Origin of the sequence: Janthinobacterium sp. 344, from assembly GCF_900112025.1 — a bacterium.
Lineage (GTDB): Bacteria > Pseudomonadota > Gammaproteobacteria > Burkholderiales > Burkholderiaceae_D > Janthinobacterium.
On sequence record NZ_FOKL01000001.1, the window covers coordinates 253,449 to 270,297 of the forward strand.

The window sequence follows — 16,849 nt, forward strand, 5'->3', positions numbered from 1 at the left end:
CCATCCGCTGTTCTTCTGCGCCAGCGCAATAAAAATGCGGCCTTTTGCCCGCAGTGCGCGGCCGCTGCGACTTTGGCGCCGGCGCCGTAGCTGGTATCATGCGGGCAAACGCCAGCCGGCGCCTGTGCAACAGGACCGGCGCATGCACCACCTTGCGAAGCGGCCCTGCCCAGGCGCGCCGCCGACGCCCCCCTACAGATCAGAGAAACGAGTTCCTATGAGCACATCATCGTCCCACCCATCGTTCTGGCGCAGAGTCCCGCTGGCTTTCGGCGCCTTCTTCAGCACCCTGTCGGACGCCGCCTATGCGGCCCGCGTGGAAAAGCTGTCCCTGCCCGAAGCCGCTCCCGTGGCGCCCGTGGCCCCTGCTCCGGCGCCCGTGCCGACGCCCGCCGCCGCCCCCGTCATCTTGAAGGAAGCGACGCCGGACGCGGCCCTGCAATTGCTGGCCCTGCTGCAACGCGAAGCGCGCTTGATCGACTTCACCCAGGAAAACCTGGGCAGCCATGCCGACGCCGACATCGGCGCGGCCGCCCGCGTGGTGCATGAAGGCTGCGCCAAGGTCCTGCGCGACTACTTCACCATCGACGCCGTACGCCAGGAAGCCGAGGGCAGCCGCATCGTCCTGCAGGAAGGCTTTGATTCCGCGCAAGTACGCCTGACGGGCAACGTGGTCGGCGCGGCGCCATTCACGGGCACCCTCAGCCACCGCGGCTGGCGCGCCTCGAGCGTGCGCCTGCCGAAACTGAGCGGGCAGCACGACGCGGCCATCCTCGCGCCAGCCGAGGTGGAACTGTGAACGACGTGACCAACAACACCCCCCGCTACGCCATCGGCATCGACCTGGGCACCACCCACAGCGCCCTGTCGTATGTGAACCTGGTCGAGAGCGACGGCGAAAAGTCCAGCCACGGCGTGCTGAAAGTGCCGCAGCTGTCGGCGCCGGGCACCGTCGAAGAATTGTCGCTGCTGCCCTCCTTCGTCTACCTGCCGCACGCCGAGGAAGTGGCGGCGGGCGACCTGGCCCTGCCCTGGGTCACAGAGGAAGCCGAAGCGCCGTTCGTCGTGGGCGAAATGGCCCGCAGCCGCGGCGCCACCACGCCGATCCGCCTGGTCTCCAGCGCGAAAAGCTGGCTGTGCCACCCGGGCGTGGACCGCCGCGCGGCCATCCTGCCGAACGACGCGCCGGCCGAAGTGCCGCGCATCTCGCCCATCACGGCCGCCACGCGCTACCTGACGCATTTGCGCCAGGCGTGGGACCACGCCCACCCGCAAGCGCCGTTCGCCGAGCAGGAAATCACGGTGACGATACCCGCCTCGTTCGACCCGGCCGCGCGCGAGCTGACGATGGAAGCGGCGCAGGCGGCCGGCTACACCGCATTGACCCTGCTGGAAGAGCCGCAGGCGGCCCTGTACAGCTGGATCCAGACCAGCGAAGGCCGCTGGCGCAAGGAAGTCAAGCCGGGCGACATCATCCTTGTCGTCGACGTGGGCGGCGGCACCAGCGACTTTTCGCTGATCGCCGTGCTCGAACGCGACGGCGTGCTGGAGCCGCACCGCGTGGCCGTGGGCGAACACATCCTGCTGGGCGGCGACAATATGGACCTGGCCCTGGCCCACCTGGTGGCGCGCAAGCTGGCCGCCAACGGCACCCAGCTGGACGCCTGGCAAATGCGCGCGCTGACCTATGGCTGCCGCAGCGCCAAGGAAAGCCTGCTGGCCGACAGCGGCCTCGATGTGGCACCGATCGTCGTGCCGAGCCGCGGCTCGAAACTGATCGGCGGCTCCATCCGCACGGAACTCACGCGCGCCGAAGTGTCCACCTTCATCCTCGACGGCTTCTTCCCGCAGGTGGAAGCGTCGAGCCGCCCCGCCGTGCGCACGCGCGCCGGCCTGACGCAACTGGGCCTGCCATATGCGCAGGACGCGGCCATCACGCGCCACCTGGCCGCCTTCCTGGGCCGGCAAGTGGCGGCCACCAGCGAACTGGAAGGCTTCGCCGGCCGCCAGTCGCAAGACGCCAGCTTCCTGCATCCGACGGCCGTGCTGTTCAACGGCGGCGTCTTCAAGTCGGACTTGCTGGTCCAGCGCATCATGAGCACCGTCAACGACTGGCTGTACATGGAAGGCGCGGAACCGGCCCGCATGCTGGCCGGGGCCGACCTGGACCTGGCCGTCGCGCGCGGCGCCGCCTACTACAGCTACGTGCGGCGCGGCCATGGCGTGCGCATCCGCGGCGGCACGGCCAGCGCCTTCTACGTCGCCATCGAATCGGCCATGCCCGCCATCCCCGGCATGGAACCGCCGATCCAGGCCCTGTGCGTGGCGCCATTCGGCATGGAGGAAGGCAGCGAGCTGGAACTGCCGGGTCAGCAATTCGGCCTGGTGGTGGGCGAACCCGTGCACTTCCGCTTCTTCGCCTCGTCCACGCGCCGCAACGACCAGATCGGCGACCTGCTCGACTTCTGGGGTCCCGATGAATTGCAGGAGCTGAGCGAAATCCAGGCCACCCTGTCCGCCGAAGGCCGGTCGGCCGGCGACGTGGTGCAAGTGAAACTGCATGCGCGCGTGACGGAAGCGGGCACCCTGGAGCTGCTGGCCGTGTCCCCTGACGGCGCCGAGCGCTGGAAGGTGGAGTTCGACGTGCGCGGCACGCCGCAGCAATAAGCATGCGCGGCGCTGCGGGCAAGCCGGCCTTCCTGGTCGGCATCGACCTGGGCACCACCAACACGGTGGTGGCGTATGCCAATGCCAATGATGCGCAGGCGGCGATCGACCTGTTCGACATCGAGCAGCTGGTGGCGCCCGGCGAAGTGGGCGCACGCCCCCTGCTGCCGTCCCTGCGCTACCACCCCGCCCCCGGCGAGCTGGCGGCGGGCGATTTACAACTGCCGTGGCAGCAAGATGACGTGGCCGGCGTGGCGCAGCCCGTGCTGGGCGCCCTGGCGCGCCAGCTGGGCGCACAGGTGCCGGGCCGCCTCGTTGCCAGCGCGAAGAGCTGGCTGTCGCATGCCAGCGTGGACCGTCAGGCCCCCATTTTGCCGTGGGGCGCGGACCATGATGTGCCGAAGGTGTCGCCCGTGGCGGCCAGCGCCAGCTACCTGGCCCACGTGCGCGCGGCGTGGAATGCGCGTTTCCCGCATGCCCCTTTGGCGCAGCAGGAACTGGTGCTGACCATCCCCGCCTCGTTCGACGAGGGTGCGCGCGCACTCACCCTGCAAGCGGCGCGCATGGCGGGTTTGCCCACCGTGCGGCTGGTGGAGGAGCCGCAGGCGGCCTTTTATGATTACCTGCAGCGCCGGCGCGCCACCCTGCGCGCAGACCTGGCCGGCACGCGCCGCATCCTGGTCTGCGACGTGGGTGGCGGCACCACCGATTTCAGCCTGATCGACGTGGCCTTCGACGCGGATGGCGAAGCGCAGCTGGAACGCAGCAGCGTGGGCAACCACCTGATCCTCGGCGGCGACAATATGGATCTGGCCCTGGCGCACCTGGTGGAAACGCGCATGGCCGCCGGCATCGAGGGCGGCATGAAGCTGTCGGCCGCGCGATTGTCGCAGCTGATGCAGCGCTGCCGCGCCGCCAAGGAGCTGCTGCTGTCGAAGGACGCCCCCGACAAGGCCACCGTCACCCTGCTGGGCGCCGGATCGCGCCTGGTCAAAGGCAGCCGTTCCGTCGACGTCACGCGCGAGGAAGTGGCGGCCATGCTGGTCGACGGCTTCTTCCCGATGGTGGCACAGGACGAGACGGCGAAAAAAGGCCGTGCCGGCATCGTCGCATTCGGCCTGCCGTATGCGCAGGACGCGGCCATCACGCGCCATCTGGCCAGCTTCCTGCAGCAGCATCCGGGGGCACTGCCCGACACCGTGCTGCTGAACGGCGGCGTGTTCCGCGCCGACGCGCTGGCGCGCCGCCTGGCCGAGACCCTGGCGCACTGGCGCGGCGCGCCCTTGACCATCCTGCACAACGACAATCCCGACGTGGCCGTGGCGCGCGGCGCCGTCGCCTACGCGCTGGCCCGCCGTGGCCAGGCGCCGCGCATCGGCGGCGGTTCGCCGCGCAGCTATTTCCTCGTGCTGGGCGAAGCGGGCAAGGACAACCGCGCCGTCTGCATCCTGCCCCGTGGCAGCGCCAGCGGCGAGGAAATTCGCCTGACGCAGCGCCTGTTCGCGCTGCGCCTGGGCCGGCCCGTGCGCTTCCACCTGGCCACCTCCATCGCGGAAGCGGGCACGCCGCCCAAGCTGGGCGACATCGTCGACCTGGGCGCCGGCGACTACCTGCGCCTGCCGCCGCTGGCCAGCGTGCTGCACGACAAACAGGATGCGGGCGACAAGCGCGAAATCACCGTGCAGCTGGCCACCGTGATGACGGAGGTGGGCACACTGGAAGTGCATTGCGTGGCCGAAGCCGATGCCAGCGACCGCTGGCTGCTGGAATTCCAGCTGCGCGGTAGCGAGGAGGAGCAAGGCCACGATGGCAGCGAAGGCAACGCTGCCGCAGTCCCGCCCCGGATAAAAGAGGCGGTCGAGAAAATCGAGCGCATCTTCGGCGGCAAGGCGCAAAAGGTCGACGTCAAGGAAGTGCGCCAGCTGCGCCAGCACCTGGAACGGGGACTGGGCGGGCGCGACAGCTGGGACACACCCCTGCTGCGCCAGCTGTTCGACGCCCTCCTGCTGCGCGCCCGCGGGCGGCGCCGCTCGGCCGAGCATGAGCGTGTCTGGCTGAACCTGGCCGGCTACTGCCTGCGTCCCGGCTATGGCGACGCGCTCGATGCGTGGCGCATCGAGCAGCTGTGGGCCATGTTCGACGCGGGCGTGCAGCATCACAAGGACAGCCAGGTGTGCGCCGAATGGTGGACCCTGTGGCGCCGGGTGGCCGGCGGTTTGAGCACGGAGCAGCAATTGCGCCTGCTCGACGACTTCGCCTTCAACCTGCAAGCCGATGCGGCCCAGCGCGGCAGCCGCCCCGTCACCCTGGTGAACGGCAGCGACGACGACATGCTGCGCCTGGGCGCCTCGCTGGAGCGCATCCCTGGCGCCTACAAGGCGGAAGTGGGCGCCTGGCTGCTGAAGCGCCTGGACAAAGCCAGCAAGAAGGGCGAGCCGGCGGACACCAACACCCTGTGGGCGCTGGCCAGGGTCGGCGCGCGTCAGCCCTTCCACGGCAGCGCGCACGAAGTGGTCGACAGCGCCACCGTGGCCGACTGGCTGGCCGTGCTGCTGGCGCTGGACTGGAAGAAGGTGGAGCCGGCGGCGTTTGCCGCCACCCACCTGGCCCGCATGACGGGCGACCGCTCGCGCGACATCGGCGACGAGCTGCGCGCCACCATCCTCGCCCGCCTGAAAGCCGTGGGCGCGCCGCCCCTGTGGCAGGCGATGGTCAGTGAAGTGACGCAGCTGGACGAGGCGGCGGCCAAGCGCATGCTGGGCGAAGCGCTGCCGCCGGGCTTGAAGCTGATCGGCTGAATCAGGCTGGCGTGCCGCTGCGCGCCCCACGGCGGCGGCGCAAGCCGGCTGCGCCGCACAGGGCCAGGCCGGCCAGCAGCATCGCGTAGGTGCCGGGTTCCGGTACGGGCGACGTGAAAATGGTCAGGGTCGGATTGACGAGGCGGTAACTCGCATAGGCAGGAAGGCTCCCGTCATAACTATAATCGGGGCCGTTCACGCGATATTGACCCAGCTGTGCATTGACATAGCTCATACCGCTGATAAACATCGTGAACGGGTCCGTCAACGACAAGCCGACTCCTTGCAGCAATATGTTCTGCGTGCCGTCCAGGCTTTCTTGGCGGAATGATTCGCCCGCGATGCGCTGGCCATGCGGCCCGGTCAAAGCGAGGGCTTCCATCGATCCACTGTTGCTGGCGTTGCCAGGCTGAATAATGCTGGCGCCAGCGGGCGCCTCGGCAACCTGCAGCACGCCCACCAGCGTGGCGGCAAAGGAAAAGCCCGTCACGCGATACCCGTTACGCACGCTGATATCGAACACGCCCGTGTACAGATCGCCATTCGACATGCTGGTTCCCTGGGTATCCATGCTGAGGCTGCTGGCCAGGCTCGTCATGCCCAGTGTCGTCACGCCACCGGCATCGGACAACAAGGTCACCTTCTGTGCTTGCGAATTGCCATAGTACTCCGGATACTCCGTCATCAAAAAATTGCTGGTTTGCAAAGGTTGCATCGTTGACTGGGCGTGCGCCGCGTGCATCGACGCAGCGGCCAGCATCATGCTCAAAAAACACAGCTGTTTTCGTATCAGGTTCATTTGTCGGCTTTCGCGGAAAGGGAAAGTGAGCACCTGCGGCGCAGATGATGCCTCACATGAAATTATCAAAAAATCATTTTAAATTAGTAAGTAAATAAAAACAACAATGTTTTTTTAAATTTACTTAAAGATAATTTCGCCTTCCTGTCCAGCCCTGCCCGGCCCGCGCCGTTTCCCGGGGATTTACAGCAGCGCCACCACCAACAGCAGCACCGCCAGCGGCGCCTGCACCAGCACGATGCCGGGATGCGTGCGGCGCAGCTGGGCCCATACGTTCAGGCCCGGCACTTCCTCGTGCGGGTGGTGCGCCTCGTCGCGCAAGGACATCGCGTGCAGGAACATGCCGGCGATCAGGGGCCCCGGGTTGACCCACCAGCCCTGCTCCAGCAAGCCGCGCGACAAATACATGGCCAGCGCGCCGATGACGAAGGGCGAGGCCCACACCAGCACCAGCATCAGGCGAATGCCATAGAACTCGGCCAGGGTACCCATGCGGTGCAGGCGGCCGAAGTCATGGTCCTCCATGCGCTTGTCGATGGCCAGTTCGGCGCGGCCATACAAGGTCCACAGGCCGCCGAACAGGCAGCCCAGCAGCACGCCGATGACGATATCGGCCAGGAAGACCACATATTTGTTGACGTCGGCCGTGCCGATGCCCAGCGAAGTGTAGCCCGCCGCGTGCAAATGCAAGCCCGCCTGCTCGCCTTCGGCCGTCGTGTAGCGGTCGCGCACATCGTAGGTGGCGCCGACGAACAGGACTTTTTTGCGCGCCGCATCGGCCGCCACGCCCGCCTTGCCATCGACCAGCCGCACGCCCAGGCGCGTGGGGTCGAGAAAGGCGGGCGCCACGGCGGCCGGGTGAAAGGGCGCCGTGACGGCATTCTGCTCGGCCGCGTCCTTGGCGTCGCCGTGGATGACGGGTTCGAAGGCCCAGCGCGCCAGTTCCTTTTCGCTGCGCGCGCGCTGCGCCAGCTGGCAGACCCGGTCGGCGAGCCGGTAGCCCTGCTTTTGTTCCGACAGCGCGGCCGGCATGGGCTGCGCCTGCTCCTGCTGCCAGGCGCCATGCGCCAGCTCGAACGCCACGGCCGCCAGCACGGGGCTTTTCAGCTCGATGCGCGTGACGGCGCCCATGCGTTCGCGGATGCGCGGGCTGGCGAAATGCACGCCGGCCGCGCAGCGCGCGCGCAGCCACGGCAGGTTCGCGTTCTGGTCCGATTGTTCCGGCAGGATCAGCACCAGCTGATGGCCATCCGTGGCCAGCCGGTCGAGCAGCTGGTCGAGCGGCCGCGCTCCCGGCGCATGCTGTTCGTAGACGGCCGGCGCCAGGTCCAGGTCGATGGCCAGCACCTGCGCGCCGCGCTGCGCCACGTTGGCCAGCAACTGCTGCAGGCGCGCCCGCTCCAGCGGTTCACGCTCGTCGAACACCTGTTCAAACGCGGGCTGGTCGATCTCGATGATGCCGGGCCGGTAGGCGGCGCCCGGATCCTTGCCGCGGTTTAGCAGCTGGCCCTGTTCCGCGCTGGCGCGCAGCATGGCCGCATCGAGCCACTCCAGCACGTGAAACCCTTCCAGCGCCAGCATCAGCGAGGCGATCAGGCTGGCGCCGATCACATGGTGCAGCAGATGCGTGCCCGTCAGCTTGAAGGCCGAGCCGAGCTGGACAACCGGCCACAGCAGGCGCCGCCACAGCGGTGGGCGCGCGGATTCAGGCTGGCCGGTTTTCAATGTGCATTCCCCTTGGTGTCGTTGTTGAATTATATTTCAAACAACAATTGATAACGAAAGGAATATAGTATTGCAATTGTGCTCAGGCTGCCGCACGCCTGGCGCCGGCGCCGCTGACAGGATGCCGGCGGCAATACGCAATGAACTGCGCTGCCGGCAAGGCCTTGGAAAACAGCCAGCCCTGGCCATACTCGACGCCGCGTTCGCGCAGGTAGTCGGCCTGCAGCGGCGTTTCGACGCCTTCGGCGATGATCTGCAATTCCAGGGTGTGCGCCATGTCGATGATGTGCGACGTCACGCTGCTCGTCACCGTGTCGCCGCCGATGGTATCGATGAATGATTTGTCGATCTTCAGCGCGTCGACGGGCAGGTTCTGCAGATACGCGAGGCTGGAATAGCCGGTGCCGAAATCGTCGATGGCGACGGAAAAGCCCATGGCCCGCGCCCGCTCGAGCGCATTGCGCGCCGCCGCCACGTCGATGAAGCCGCGTTCCGTCGCTTCCAGCCATATCTGGCCCACGGCGATGCCGCTGCCATCGAGCGCCCTGGCCAGCACATCGAGCAGCCTCCCCGTCTGGATATCGGAGGCGCAGACATTGATGGCGATATGCAGGTGGCCGTTGGCCAGCAGCAGCGCGCGCATCTCGCGCACGACGATGTCCACCAGCTGGTCGGTGATCGGCTCGATCAAGCCGCTCTCCTCGGCCTGCGGAATGAAATAATCGGGCCGCACCATCGTGCCATCGGGACGCGGCCAGCGTATCAGCGCCTCGGCGCCCACGCAGGCGCCATCCTTCAGGCGCACCAGCGGCTGGTAATGCACGATGAATTCGCGCTTTTTCAGCGCGTCCGCCATTTCTCCCTGCAGCGACAGGCGGCTGCGCGTCAGCCAAACCAACAGGCTGATGGCCACGGCGGCCAGCAGGAAACCGAAGGGCAGGATGTACAGCTGCTCGTTGCGCAGCTGCCTGCGCATGCTGCTCTCGGGCGCCAGGCCGACGGTGGCCAGTTCGCCCTTGCGGGCCACGGCGGCCTGCATCTTGTCCGCGCCGGCGATGGCTGGGTCATTGCCCTTGTCGCGCACCAGCCGGCCCACCAGTTCCGCGTCCGGCCCGTTCTGGCTGCCCAGCATGGCGCCGCCCGACGTGGCGACGGCGACCTGCACGTCGGGATCGGCGATGATGTCGGCCAGGTGGGCAGGGTCGACCAGCACCAGGTGCTTGTCCTTGAACAGGCCGATCATCGCCTTGCCCGTGACCCTGCCTGCCGACGGCGGCGCCGACGTGTAGACGTCGACGCCGCTTTTCGTCGTGAATTCAGGCTTGTCGAGGACGATGGTGCGGCCCTTTTCCGGCATGCCCCAGCTTGAACATTTCAGCTTGCCGTCCTCGAAATAAGCGATTTCCACGACACCGCGCGACTCCAGCGTCGACTGGCGCATCAGCGCGATATGGGCGTCGGAACACGGGCGCACCGTCAGCCTGGCAACCGATTGCAGGGCCGCGCCCACCTCGTCAAACGACTTGCTGGCGCGCGTCATGGCGATGTCCGCCACGCGCTGCAGGCGCAGCTGCTCGACTTCCCGCGCCCGCAGGCCGGAAAAATGCAGGCTGCCCCAGAGGGACAGCAGCACGACCATGGCGGAAGCGCCCACTGCCGCGCAAACGAGCTTGTTACGACGATTCAATCCGCCCTCCCCGTTGAATGTGCAAATGGCCCGCACGCGCGGGCCATTCGGCGTTGCGGCGGCGCTTACTTCGGCTTGGCCAGCAGCAGCTTGCCCAGCGCTTCAAAGGCGGGCGTGGTGGTCGGATCGTTGGCCGCGTTGGCCGCCGTCGGCGTCGAGGCAAAACGCACGATCACCATCTCGGCCTTCGGATCGACATAAATGCGCTGGCCGTAGACGCCACGCGCCATGTAGGCGCCATGGTCGTTGTGCGTGACCCACCACATGTCGCGGTAGCTCCAGCCTTTCAGCAGGTCATAGCCGCCCTTGGCGAACAGCTGCTTGTCGCCGCCGCCGCGAATGTCCGCGACCGCTGCCTTGGGGAGGATTTGCTGGCCGTTGTAACGGCCATCGTTGCGCAGCATTTCGCCAAAGCGCGCCAGGTCGCGCAAGCCGGCGCTCAGGCCGCCGCCGGCAAACGGCGTGCCCGTCGAATCGACGCTCATGTAGCTATCCTGCTCGGCGCCCAGCTTTTTCCACACATGCTCGGACAGGTAGTCGTTGACGTTCTGTCCCGTGACCCGGGCGATGAGCCAGCCCAGCACATCGGCATTGACCGTGCGGTAGCCGAATGCCTCGCCATGCTTGCCCTGGTGCTGCACCGTTTGCAGGTACTCGAAATAGCTGCGCGGCCCCGTGTAATCCTTGGGCTTGGGCAGCGGATTGCCGGCCGCCGCGTGCTTCCACACTTCGGCGTCCGGATCGGCATAGTCTTCGCTGAATTTCAGGCCCGTGGTCATGTCGAGCACCTGGCGCACGGTGGCGTCGCCGAACGCCGACTTGGCCAGTTCGGGAATGTAGTCGGCCACGGTCTTGCCGGGATCGAGCTTGCCTTCCGCCACGAGCGCGGCGCCCAGGGTGCCCATCACGGATTTCGTCACCGACATGGCGCCATGCTGGCCATCGTCCTTCAGCACGCCCAGGTAGCGTTCGTACACGATGCGGCCGCGGTGCAGCACCACGATGCCATCCGTGTAATTGGCGCCCAGCGACTGCTCCCAGGTCATCGTCTCCTTGCTGCCCAGCGGCGTGAAGCGCAGGCTGTCGATATCGTGGCGCAGCGCGCGCCGCAAGGGCAGCGGCGCTCCCAGGCCGCGCGACACATTCACCGTCGGCATCAGCTCGCGGAAATGCGACACGCTCCAGCGCAGCTGCGGGAAGTTGAAATAGCTGCCGTCATCGAAGCGGATGATCTTGTCGGCCGGCGGCGGCGCGCCCACCATCCATTTCAAGGCGGCCGGATCGCTGGCCGCAGCCGACAGCGGCGCAGCGGGGGCCGTTTCGGCGGCGCGCGCAGCGGCCGGCATGCCGCCCGTCGCGAGGGCCATGCAACTGGCCGCCAGGGCCATGCGTTTGATCTTCGGTAGTACATTCATGCGGGTTCTCCTGTGTTCAACAACAGATTAAATGCGAGCATCTTCAGTAAATCCAGACCACGTTGGCCAGCCATCCCGTCCAGGTTCTGGCCTGGCCCTTCACCAGCTGGTTGATGCCGGACTGCGCGAACGACGCACTCGCGCCCAGGGTCAGATAGGTATTCGGATTGACGACGCGCACATACTTGACGAAGACATCGTTCGCCAGCATCGGACGCAGCACGCCCGAGATCACCACCGGCGCGTCGCCCGGCACGTCGAGGCGCGTGGCCTGGCCGAACTGCAGCGGACTGCCCATCTGGTTGGCGCGCACCTGCGCCAGGTAGGCGATCACGGTGTCCTTCGGCGTGGGGTGCAATTCGATCGTCGCCTGCAGCGCATTCACGTTGGAATTGACGAAGACCCAGGTCGCCTTGCTGCCCGAGGCCCAGGCGCCCGGCGTGCCTTCGAAGAACAGCGGATCGAAGCGTTCATTGCGCGCCGTGCGCGGATCGTCGCCGGAAAAGCTCTGGTAGCCCAGCGTGAACTTGGGCGTCCACGCCACGTCGGGCAGCGAAAAGCCCCCTTCCGTGCGCCAGCCCCAGGCCCGCATCGGCTCGCGCGTATTCCACTCGCGCGCGGCGTCGAAGCCGAACCAGCCTTTCGGCAGCGTGCCGGGCAGCAGGGGAACGCGCGCGTAGCCGTACACGAACTGCAGATCCTTGCGTCCGTCCGGCACGGCCAGCGGCGCGCCGATGCCGCCCGGCGCCGCCTGCGGATAGGCGGCGCGCGAACGCGGCACCTTGCCATATGCGATGCCCGCCTTGCGGTCATCGGCCAGCGTGTAGCTGGCGTCAACGCCGACCAGGCGCGTGCCGCTATCGTTGTCGGGGTTTTCATTCGGGTCAAGGTAGAACGCCTGCGCGCTGAACGCCTCGTGGCTCACCTTGGCCACCACGGAGTTCTGGAAGGCCTTGCGCGGGCCCAGTTTCAGCGCGCCGCGGTCAAAACCGTTCGAGCCGCCATTGGCGACCAGCATGCCGGTACCGAGCGTAAAATTCTGCGCACCGGCCGACAGATCCAGGCGCGTGCCCGCATCGCCGAGCGGCATGCGGATGCCGGCGACGAATTCCTCGATCGAGATGCGGCCCGTATCGCCCGCCCCAAACGGGTCATGGCGCACGGTGCCCGAGCCCACGGCGGACACGCGCGCATACAGTTGCCTGCCGTCGCCGAGATTGCGCTTGAAGCCGAGCGCCGGCTTGACATAGAACTCGTACCAGTAGGGTTGGAAATCAAAGGCGGGATTGCGCGCGGGCGTGTTCGACAGCTTCCAGAACAGATTGTTCTCGCCGGCGATCTGCGCGCCCGCCTCGACGGAACGCGTCATGTGCCAGTCCGCGCCGACGGGCGGTTCAACGGCGGCGCGCCGGGCCACTTCCCTTTCCATGCCGCCCTGCCCATCGGGGTCGAGCTGGCCGGCGGCGCCGCACGCGGCGCTCCATCCCAGCAGGGCCAGCGCGGCCGAGCGCCGCACGAGGAACATCGCTTGCGTTGCCATAAGTATCCCCTGCGCTCGCTGGCTGTAGATTTGATCGGATGTTATCAGAGATACTCTTTTTTATTGTTGTAAAGCATCCTATTGTGCGGAGCACCGCTGCCGTCCGCCGCGCCACAAACAGCGCCATCCTGCTAGGCTGCGCCAGTGAGACGACCGTCTCACGGCGGCCCATGCTGCGGTGCGCCATGCGTGCGCGGGCGCTTCATGCTACAACGCTGTTACCAACAAAAATCCGCAGTCAGACAGCGGAAACACGGGAGAGCGCCATGCCTTACGTCCGCCAGACCAGCCATCTCGACCGCGTGCGCGACCTGATCGCCGGCAGGGTCGTCAATCCCGGCATCGACGCGGCCAGGCTGGCCTCGTCGTACCGGCGCGCGCTGGACGACTACCGGCTCGATCCCGCATCGACCACGGGGCCGCGCATCCTGACGGGCGCCGAACTGCGGGCCGTGCAGCAGTCCGAGGAAAATTTTCTGCGCTCCACGGGGCAATGCCTGCCGCGCCTGCACGCCATGGTGCGCGAAGCGGGCTACTGCGTCATCCTGGCCAATGCGCATGGCGTGACGATCGACTACGCGGTCGACGCGGACCAGCGCAAGGACTTCAAGAAAGCGGGCCTGTACCCGGGCTCGTGCTGGTCGGAAGACGAGGAAGGCACATGCGGCATCGCCTCGGTACTGCTCGACCACGAAGCCATCACCGTGCACAAGACCGACCATTTCCGCGCCGCCTTCACGGGCCTGACGTGCAGCGCGGCGCCCATCTTTTCGCCACACGGCGAATTGATCGGCGTGCTCGACGCGTCGGCACTGAGCTCGCCCGATGCGCGCGACAGCCAGCGCCTGGTGAACCAGCTGGTGCGCCAGGGCGCCACCCTGATCGAGGACGGTTTTTTCCTCAAGTCCTATGGCCATTGCAGCATCCTGCTAGCGCACCGCAACCGGCACTTCGTGGAAGTGCAGCCGGAAATGCTGATCGCCATCGACGAACATGGCAGCATCGTCGCCGCCAACGGCTGCGCGCGCGAGGTCATCGCGGGCCTCGCCACCCTGCCCCGCCCCGTCGGCGAAGTGCTGGAAGTGCGCGTCGAGCGGCTGTTCGATGCGCGCGCGGGACGCGGCCTGCTGTCGCTGCGCCTGGCCGGCGGCGGCGGCTGGCTGCATGCGCGCCTGCGCACGCCGCTGCGCCAGGCCAGCGCGCGCCCGCGTGCGGGCAGCGCGGCGCCAGCGCCGGCGGACGTGACGGCTGCGCTGGAATACACCGCGCTGGAACTGGCCGAACGCACGCGCATCGTGCACGCCATGAATGCCGCCAAATGGCGCCCGCTGCAGGCGGCGGCCATGCTGGGCCTGTCGCGCGCCACCCTGTACCGGCGCATCAAGCACCTGAAAATCGTCCCGCCGCACCGGCAGTGACCACGCCAGGACACTGAGACTTCCGTCTCAATAGCCGCCATGCTGCACTGCAGGATGCGGCGTCAAAACGCGGGTGTTACAACATCGTCAGCGGCAGCACAGCCGCATCCCATCATAAAGTCATCAGACTTGGAGGAGACACGATGCACACCGATACCAACCCGCACGACCTGGCCGTGGCCGGCATCCTGGAGCAGCTCGAAGGCGCGCTGCGCGCCAATGACGGCACGGGCGCCGCGCAGCTGTTCGAGCCAGACGGCTACTGGCGCGACCTGGTGCTGTTTACCTGGAACCTGAAAACCCTGGAAGGCCGCGAGCAGATCGCCGCCATGCTGGCCGCGCAGCTGGGCGCGGTGCAGCCCGTAACGCTGCGCATCGCCGACGGCGAACATGCCGTGGATGCCGGCGGCGTGCTGCAATGCTGGATTCATGTGGAGACCAATGCCGGGCGCGGCGCGGGCTTCATCCGCATCCGCGACGGCAAGATCTGGACCCTGCTCACCACCCTGGGCGAATTGAAGGGTTTCGAGGAAGCCAGGGGTGCGCGCCGGCCCATGGGCGCCGAACATGGAGCGCGCACGGACCGCCGCAGCTGGCTGGAAAACCGCGAGCAGGATGCCACGGAACTGGGCTACGCGCGCCAGCCCTACTGCGTCATCATCGGCGGCGGCCAGGGCGGCATCGCGCTGGGCGCGCGGCTGCGGCAGTTGAACGTCCCGACCATCATCATCGAGAAAAATGCGCGTCCGGGCGACAGCTGGCGCAAGCGCTACAAGTCGCTGTGCCTGCACGACCCCGTCTGGTACGACCACATGCCCTACATCCCCTTCCCCGACAACTGGCCCGTCTTCACGCCCAAGGACAAGGTGGGCGACTGGCTGGAAATGTACACCAAGGTGATGGAGCTGAACTACTGGGGCTCGACCACGTGCGAATCGGCCAGCTTCGACGCCGCCAGCGGCGAGTGGACGGTGCGGGTGCTGCGCGACGGCCAGCCCGTCACGCTGAAGCCGAAGCAGCTGGTGCTGGCCACCGGCATGTCGGGCAAGGCCAACATGCCGACGTTCAAGGGCATGGACGTGTTCCAGGGCGAGCAGCAGCACTCGTCGCAGCACCCGGGGCCGGACGCGTATGCGGGCAAGAAGGTGGTGGTGGTCGGCGCGAACAATTCCGCGCACGACATCTGCGCCGCGCTGTGGGAAGCGGGCGTGGACGTGACGATGGTGCAGCGCTCGTCGACGCACATCGTCAAGTCCGACTCGCTGATGGACCTGGCGCTGGGCGACCTGTATTCGGAACGCGCGCTGGCGGGGGGCATGACGACGGCAAAGGCCGACCTGACGTTCGCCTCGATCCCGTACAAGATCCTGGCCGACTTCCAGAAACCCGTGTTCAAGGCCATCCGCGAGCGCGACGCCGACTTTTATGCGCGGCTCGAGGAACGGGGCTTCATGCTCGATTTTGGCGACGATGATTCGGGCCTGTTCATGAAATACCTGCGCCGCGGCTCCGGCTACTACATCGACGTGGGCGCCTCGGAGCTGGTCACCGACGGCAAGATCAAGCTGAAAAGCGGCGTCGGCGTGCAGGAGCTGAAGGCCCGTTCCATCGTGCTGTCCGACGGCACGGAACTGCCGGCCGACCTGGTGGTGTACGCCACCGGCTACGGTTCCATGAATGGCTGGGCGGCCGACCTGATCTCGCCGGAAGTGGCCAACAAGGTGGGCAAGGTGTGGGGCCTCGGGTCAAGCACGACGAAGGACCCGGGCCCGTGGGAGGGCGAGCAGCGCAATATGTGGAAGCCCACGCAGCAGGAGGCGCTGTGGTTCCACGGCGGCAACCTGCACCAGTCGCGCCACTATTCCCAATACCTGTCGCTGCAGCTGAAGGCGCGCATGGAGGGCTTGCACACGCCCGTGTATGGGCAGCAGCAGGTGCATCACCTGGCATGATCCTGATTCGCTGGCCGAAAAAAAGCGGCGGGCCTTGGCCCGCCGCTTTTTCCATTTCACCCCAGGAGCAAGTACCGGGGTCGGACCCTCAGGGTCCGACCCCGGCAGTCCAGATGTCGGGTGTATAAATTACTGCTTGATCGCTTCGATCGCAAACGTCAACGTCACGTCATCGCTGACGGCCGGCGCGTATTTGCCGGCGTTGAATTCGGAGCGCTTGATCTTGGCCGTGGCATTGGCGCCGCACGCGTCTTTTTTCAGCATCGGGTGCGGGGCGCAGGTGAACGAGGTGACGGTCAGGGTGACTGGTTTGGTCACGCCTTTCAAGGTCAGGTTGCCTTCCACGGACGCCAGCTTGTCGCCGTCGAAATTGAACTTGGTCGATTTGTAGGTGGCGACGGGGAACTTGGCCGTGTCGAGGAAGTCTTCGCCCTGGATGTGCGAGTTGAACAGGGTCGAACCCGTGTCGACGGACTTGGTGTCGATCAGCACTTCGACGGCGCCCGTCTTGGCGGCGCGGTCCAGCGTGATCTTGCCGGTGGTGTTATTGAAACGGCTTTGCTGCGTCGAGAAGCCCATGTGGCTGTACTCGAAACGGGGGAAGGTGTGGCTGCCATCGATGACGTAGACTTCAGGTGCGGCTACAGCGGACAGCGAGAGGCCGGCGGCGGCGATAAAAGCGAGCAGTTTTTTCATTGTGGATTCCTGACAGGGAGTGGAGGATGTCAAAACCGCAACCGGCTGCCCGCGAACATCGCTGGCGGCTGATTGTCTGGCTTCAGTTGCAACAATTATGCATGGCATGAAGATCGATGTAAAACGGAAAATTTACCTAGTTAGCATCGAAA

General features: G+C 66.7%; 11 protein-coding genes. 5 read left to right on the forward strand and 6 right to left on the reverse strand.

What is annotated here, in order from left to right:
• The first annotated feature begins 217 nt into the window (after positions 1-217).
• The 3 genes from BM193_RS01090 to BM193_RS01100 are packed head-to-tail and all read left to right on the forward strand — an operon-like array spanning position 218 to position 5,465.
• Complete coding sequence (locus BM193_RS01090; RefSeq protein ID WP_092794592.1) at positions 218-799, forward strand: DUF2760 domain-containing protein; 582 nt, start codon at positions 218-220, stop codon at positions 797-799.
• A complete protein-coding gene (locus BM193_RS01095) occupies positions 796-2,667 on the forward strand; it encodes an Hsp70 family protein (protein WP_254785772.1) in 1,872 nt (623 codons plus the stop codon). Before BM193_RS01090 ends, BM193_RS01095 begins: the two co-directional genes overlap by 4 nt.
• A 2-nt stretch (positions 2,668-2,669) precedes the next feature.
• The gene (locus BM193_RS01100) at positions 2,670-5,465 is read left to right on the forward strand and encodes an Hsp70 family protein (RefSeq protein ID WP_092794595.1); all 2,796 of its coding nucleotides are present in this window, start codon (positions 2,670-2,672) and stop codon (positions 5,463-5,465) included.
• Position 5,466: 1 nt separating this feature from the next.
• Here BM193_RS01100 and BM193_RS01105 read toward each other — a convergent pair whose 3' ends face one another.
• The 5 genes from BM193_RS01105 to BM193_RS01125 all read right to left on the reverse strand — a co-directional run bounded on the left by BM193_RS01105 (position 5,467) and on the right by BM193_RS01125 (position 12,631).
• On the reverse strand, positions 5,467-6,150 hold the full coding sequence (locus tag BM193_RS01105; protein ID WP_254785774.1) for a PEP-CTERM sorting domain-containing protein: 684 nt from the start codon (positions 6,148-6,150) through the stop codon (positions 5,467-5,469).
• 297 nt (positions 6,151-6,447) lie between these two features.
• Positions 6,448-7,989 carry a CHASE2 domain-containing protein gene (locus BM193_RS01110; RefSeq protein WP_092794601.1) on the reverse strand — a complete coding sequence of 514 codons (1,542 nt, stop codon included), beginning with the start codon at positions 7,987-7,989 and terminating at the stop codon, positions 6,448-6,450.
• Between the two features lie 82 nt (positions 7,990-8,071).
• Positions 8,072-9,676: an EAL domain-containing protein gene (locus BM193_RS01115; RefSeq protein ID WP_254785775.1), complete on the reverse strand. Its 1,605-nt coding sequence runs from the start codon at positions 9,674-9,676 to the stop codon at positions 8,072-8,074.
• A 65-nt stretch (positions 9,677-9,741) separates the two neighbouring features.
• Positions 9,742-11,022, reverse strand: coding sequence for a serine hydrolase domain-containing protein (locus tag BM193_RS01120; protein ID WP_254785870.1), 1,281 nt, complete (start codon positions 11,020-11,022; stop codon positions 9,742-9,744).
• A gap of 112 nt (positions 11,023-11,134) precedes the next feature.
• Positions 11,135-12,631 carry an alginate export family protein gene (locus BM193_RS01125; protein WP_092794610.1) on the reverse strand — a complete coding sequence of 499 codons (1,497 nt, stop codon included), beginning with the start codon at positions 12,629-12,631 and terminating at the stop codon, positions 11,135-11,137.
• Between the two features lie 266 nt (positions 12,632-12,897).
• On the opposite strand from BM193_RS01125, the gene BM193_RS01130 reads away from it, so the two are divergent.
• Both BM193_RS01130 and BM193_RS01135 read left to right on the forward strand, forming a co-directional pair.
• Positions 12,898-14,049: a sigma-54-dependent Fis family transcriptional regulator gene (locus tag BM193_RS01130; RefSeq protein ID WP_092794614.1), complete on the forward strand. Its 1,152-nt coding sequence runs from the start codon at positions 12,898-12,900 to the stop codon at positions 14,047-14,049.
• A 143-nt stretch (positions 14,050-14,192) separates the two neighbouring features.
• On the forward strand, positions 14,193-16,001 hold the full coding sequence (locus BM193_RS01135) for an NAD(P)/FAD-dependent oxidoreductase (RefSeq protein ID WP_092794617.1): 1,809 nt from the start codon (positions 14,193-14,195) through the stop codon (positions 15,999-16,001).
• Between the two features lie 129 nt (positions 16,002-16,130).
• Here the strand turns inward: BM193_RS01135 and BM193_RS01140 are convergent, their stop codons facing one another.
• A complete protein-coding gene (locus tag BM193_RS01140; protein ID WP_092794620.1) occupies positions 16,131-16,697 on the reverse strand; it encodes a YceI family protein in 567 nt (188 codons plus the stop codon).
• Positions 16,698-16,849 lie beyond the last annotated feature (152 nt).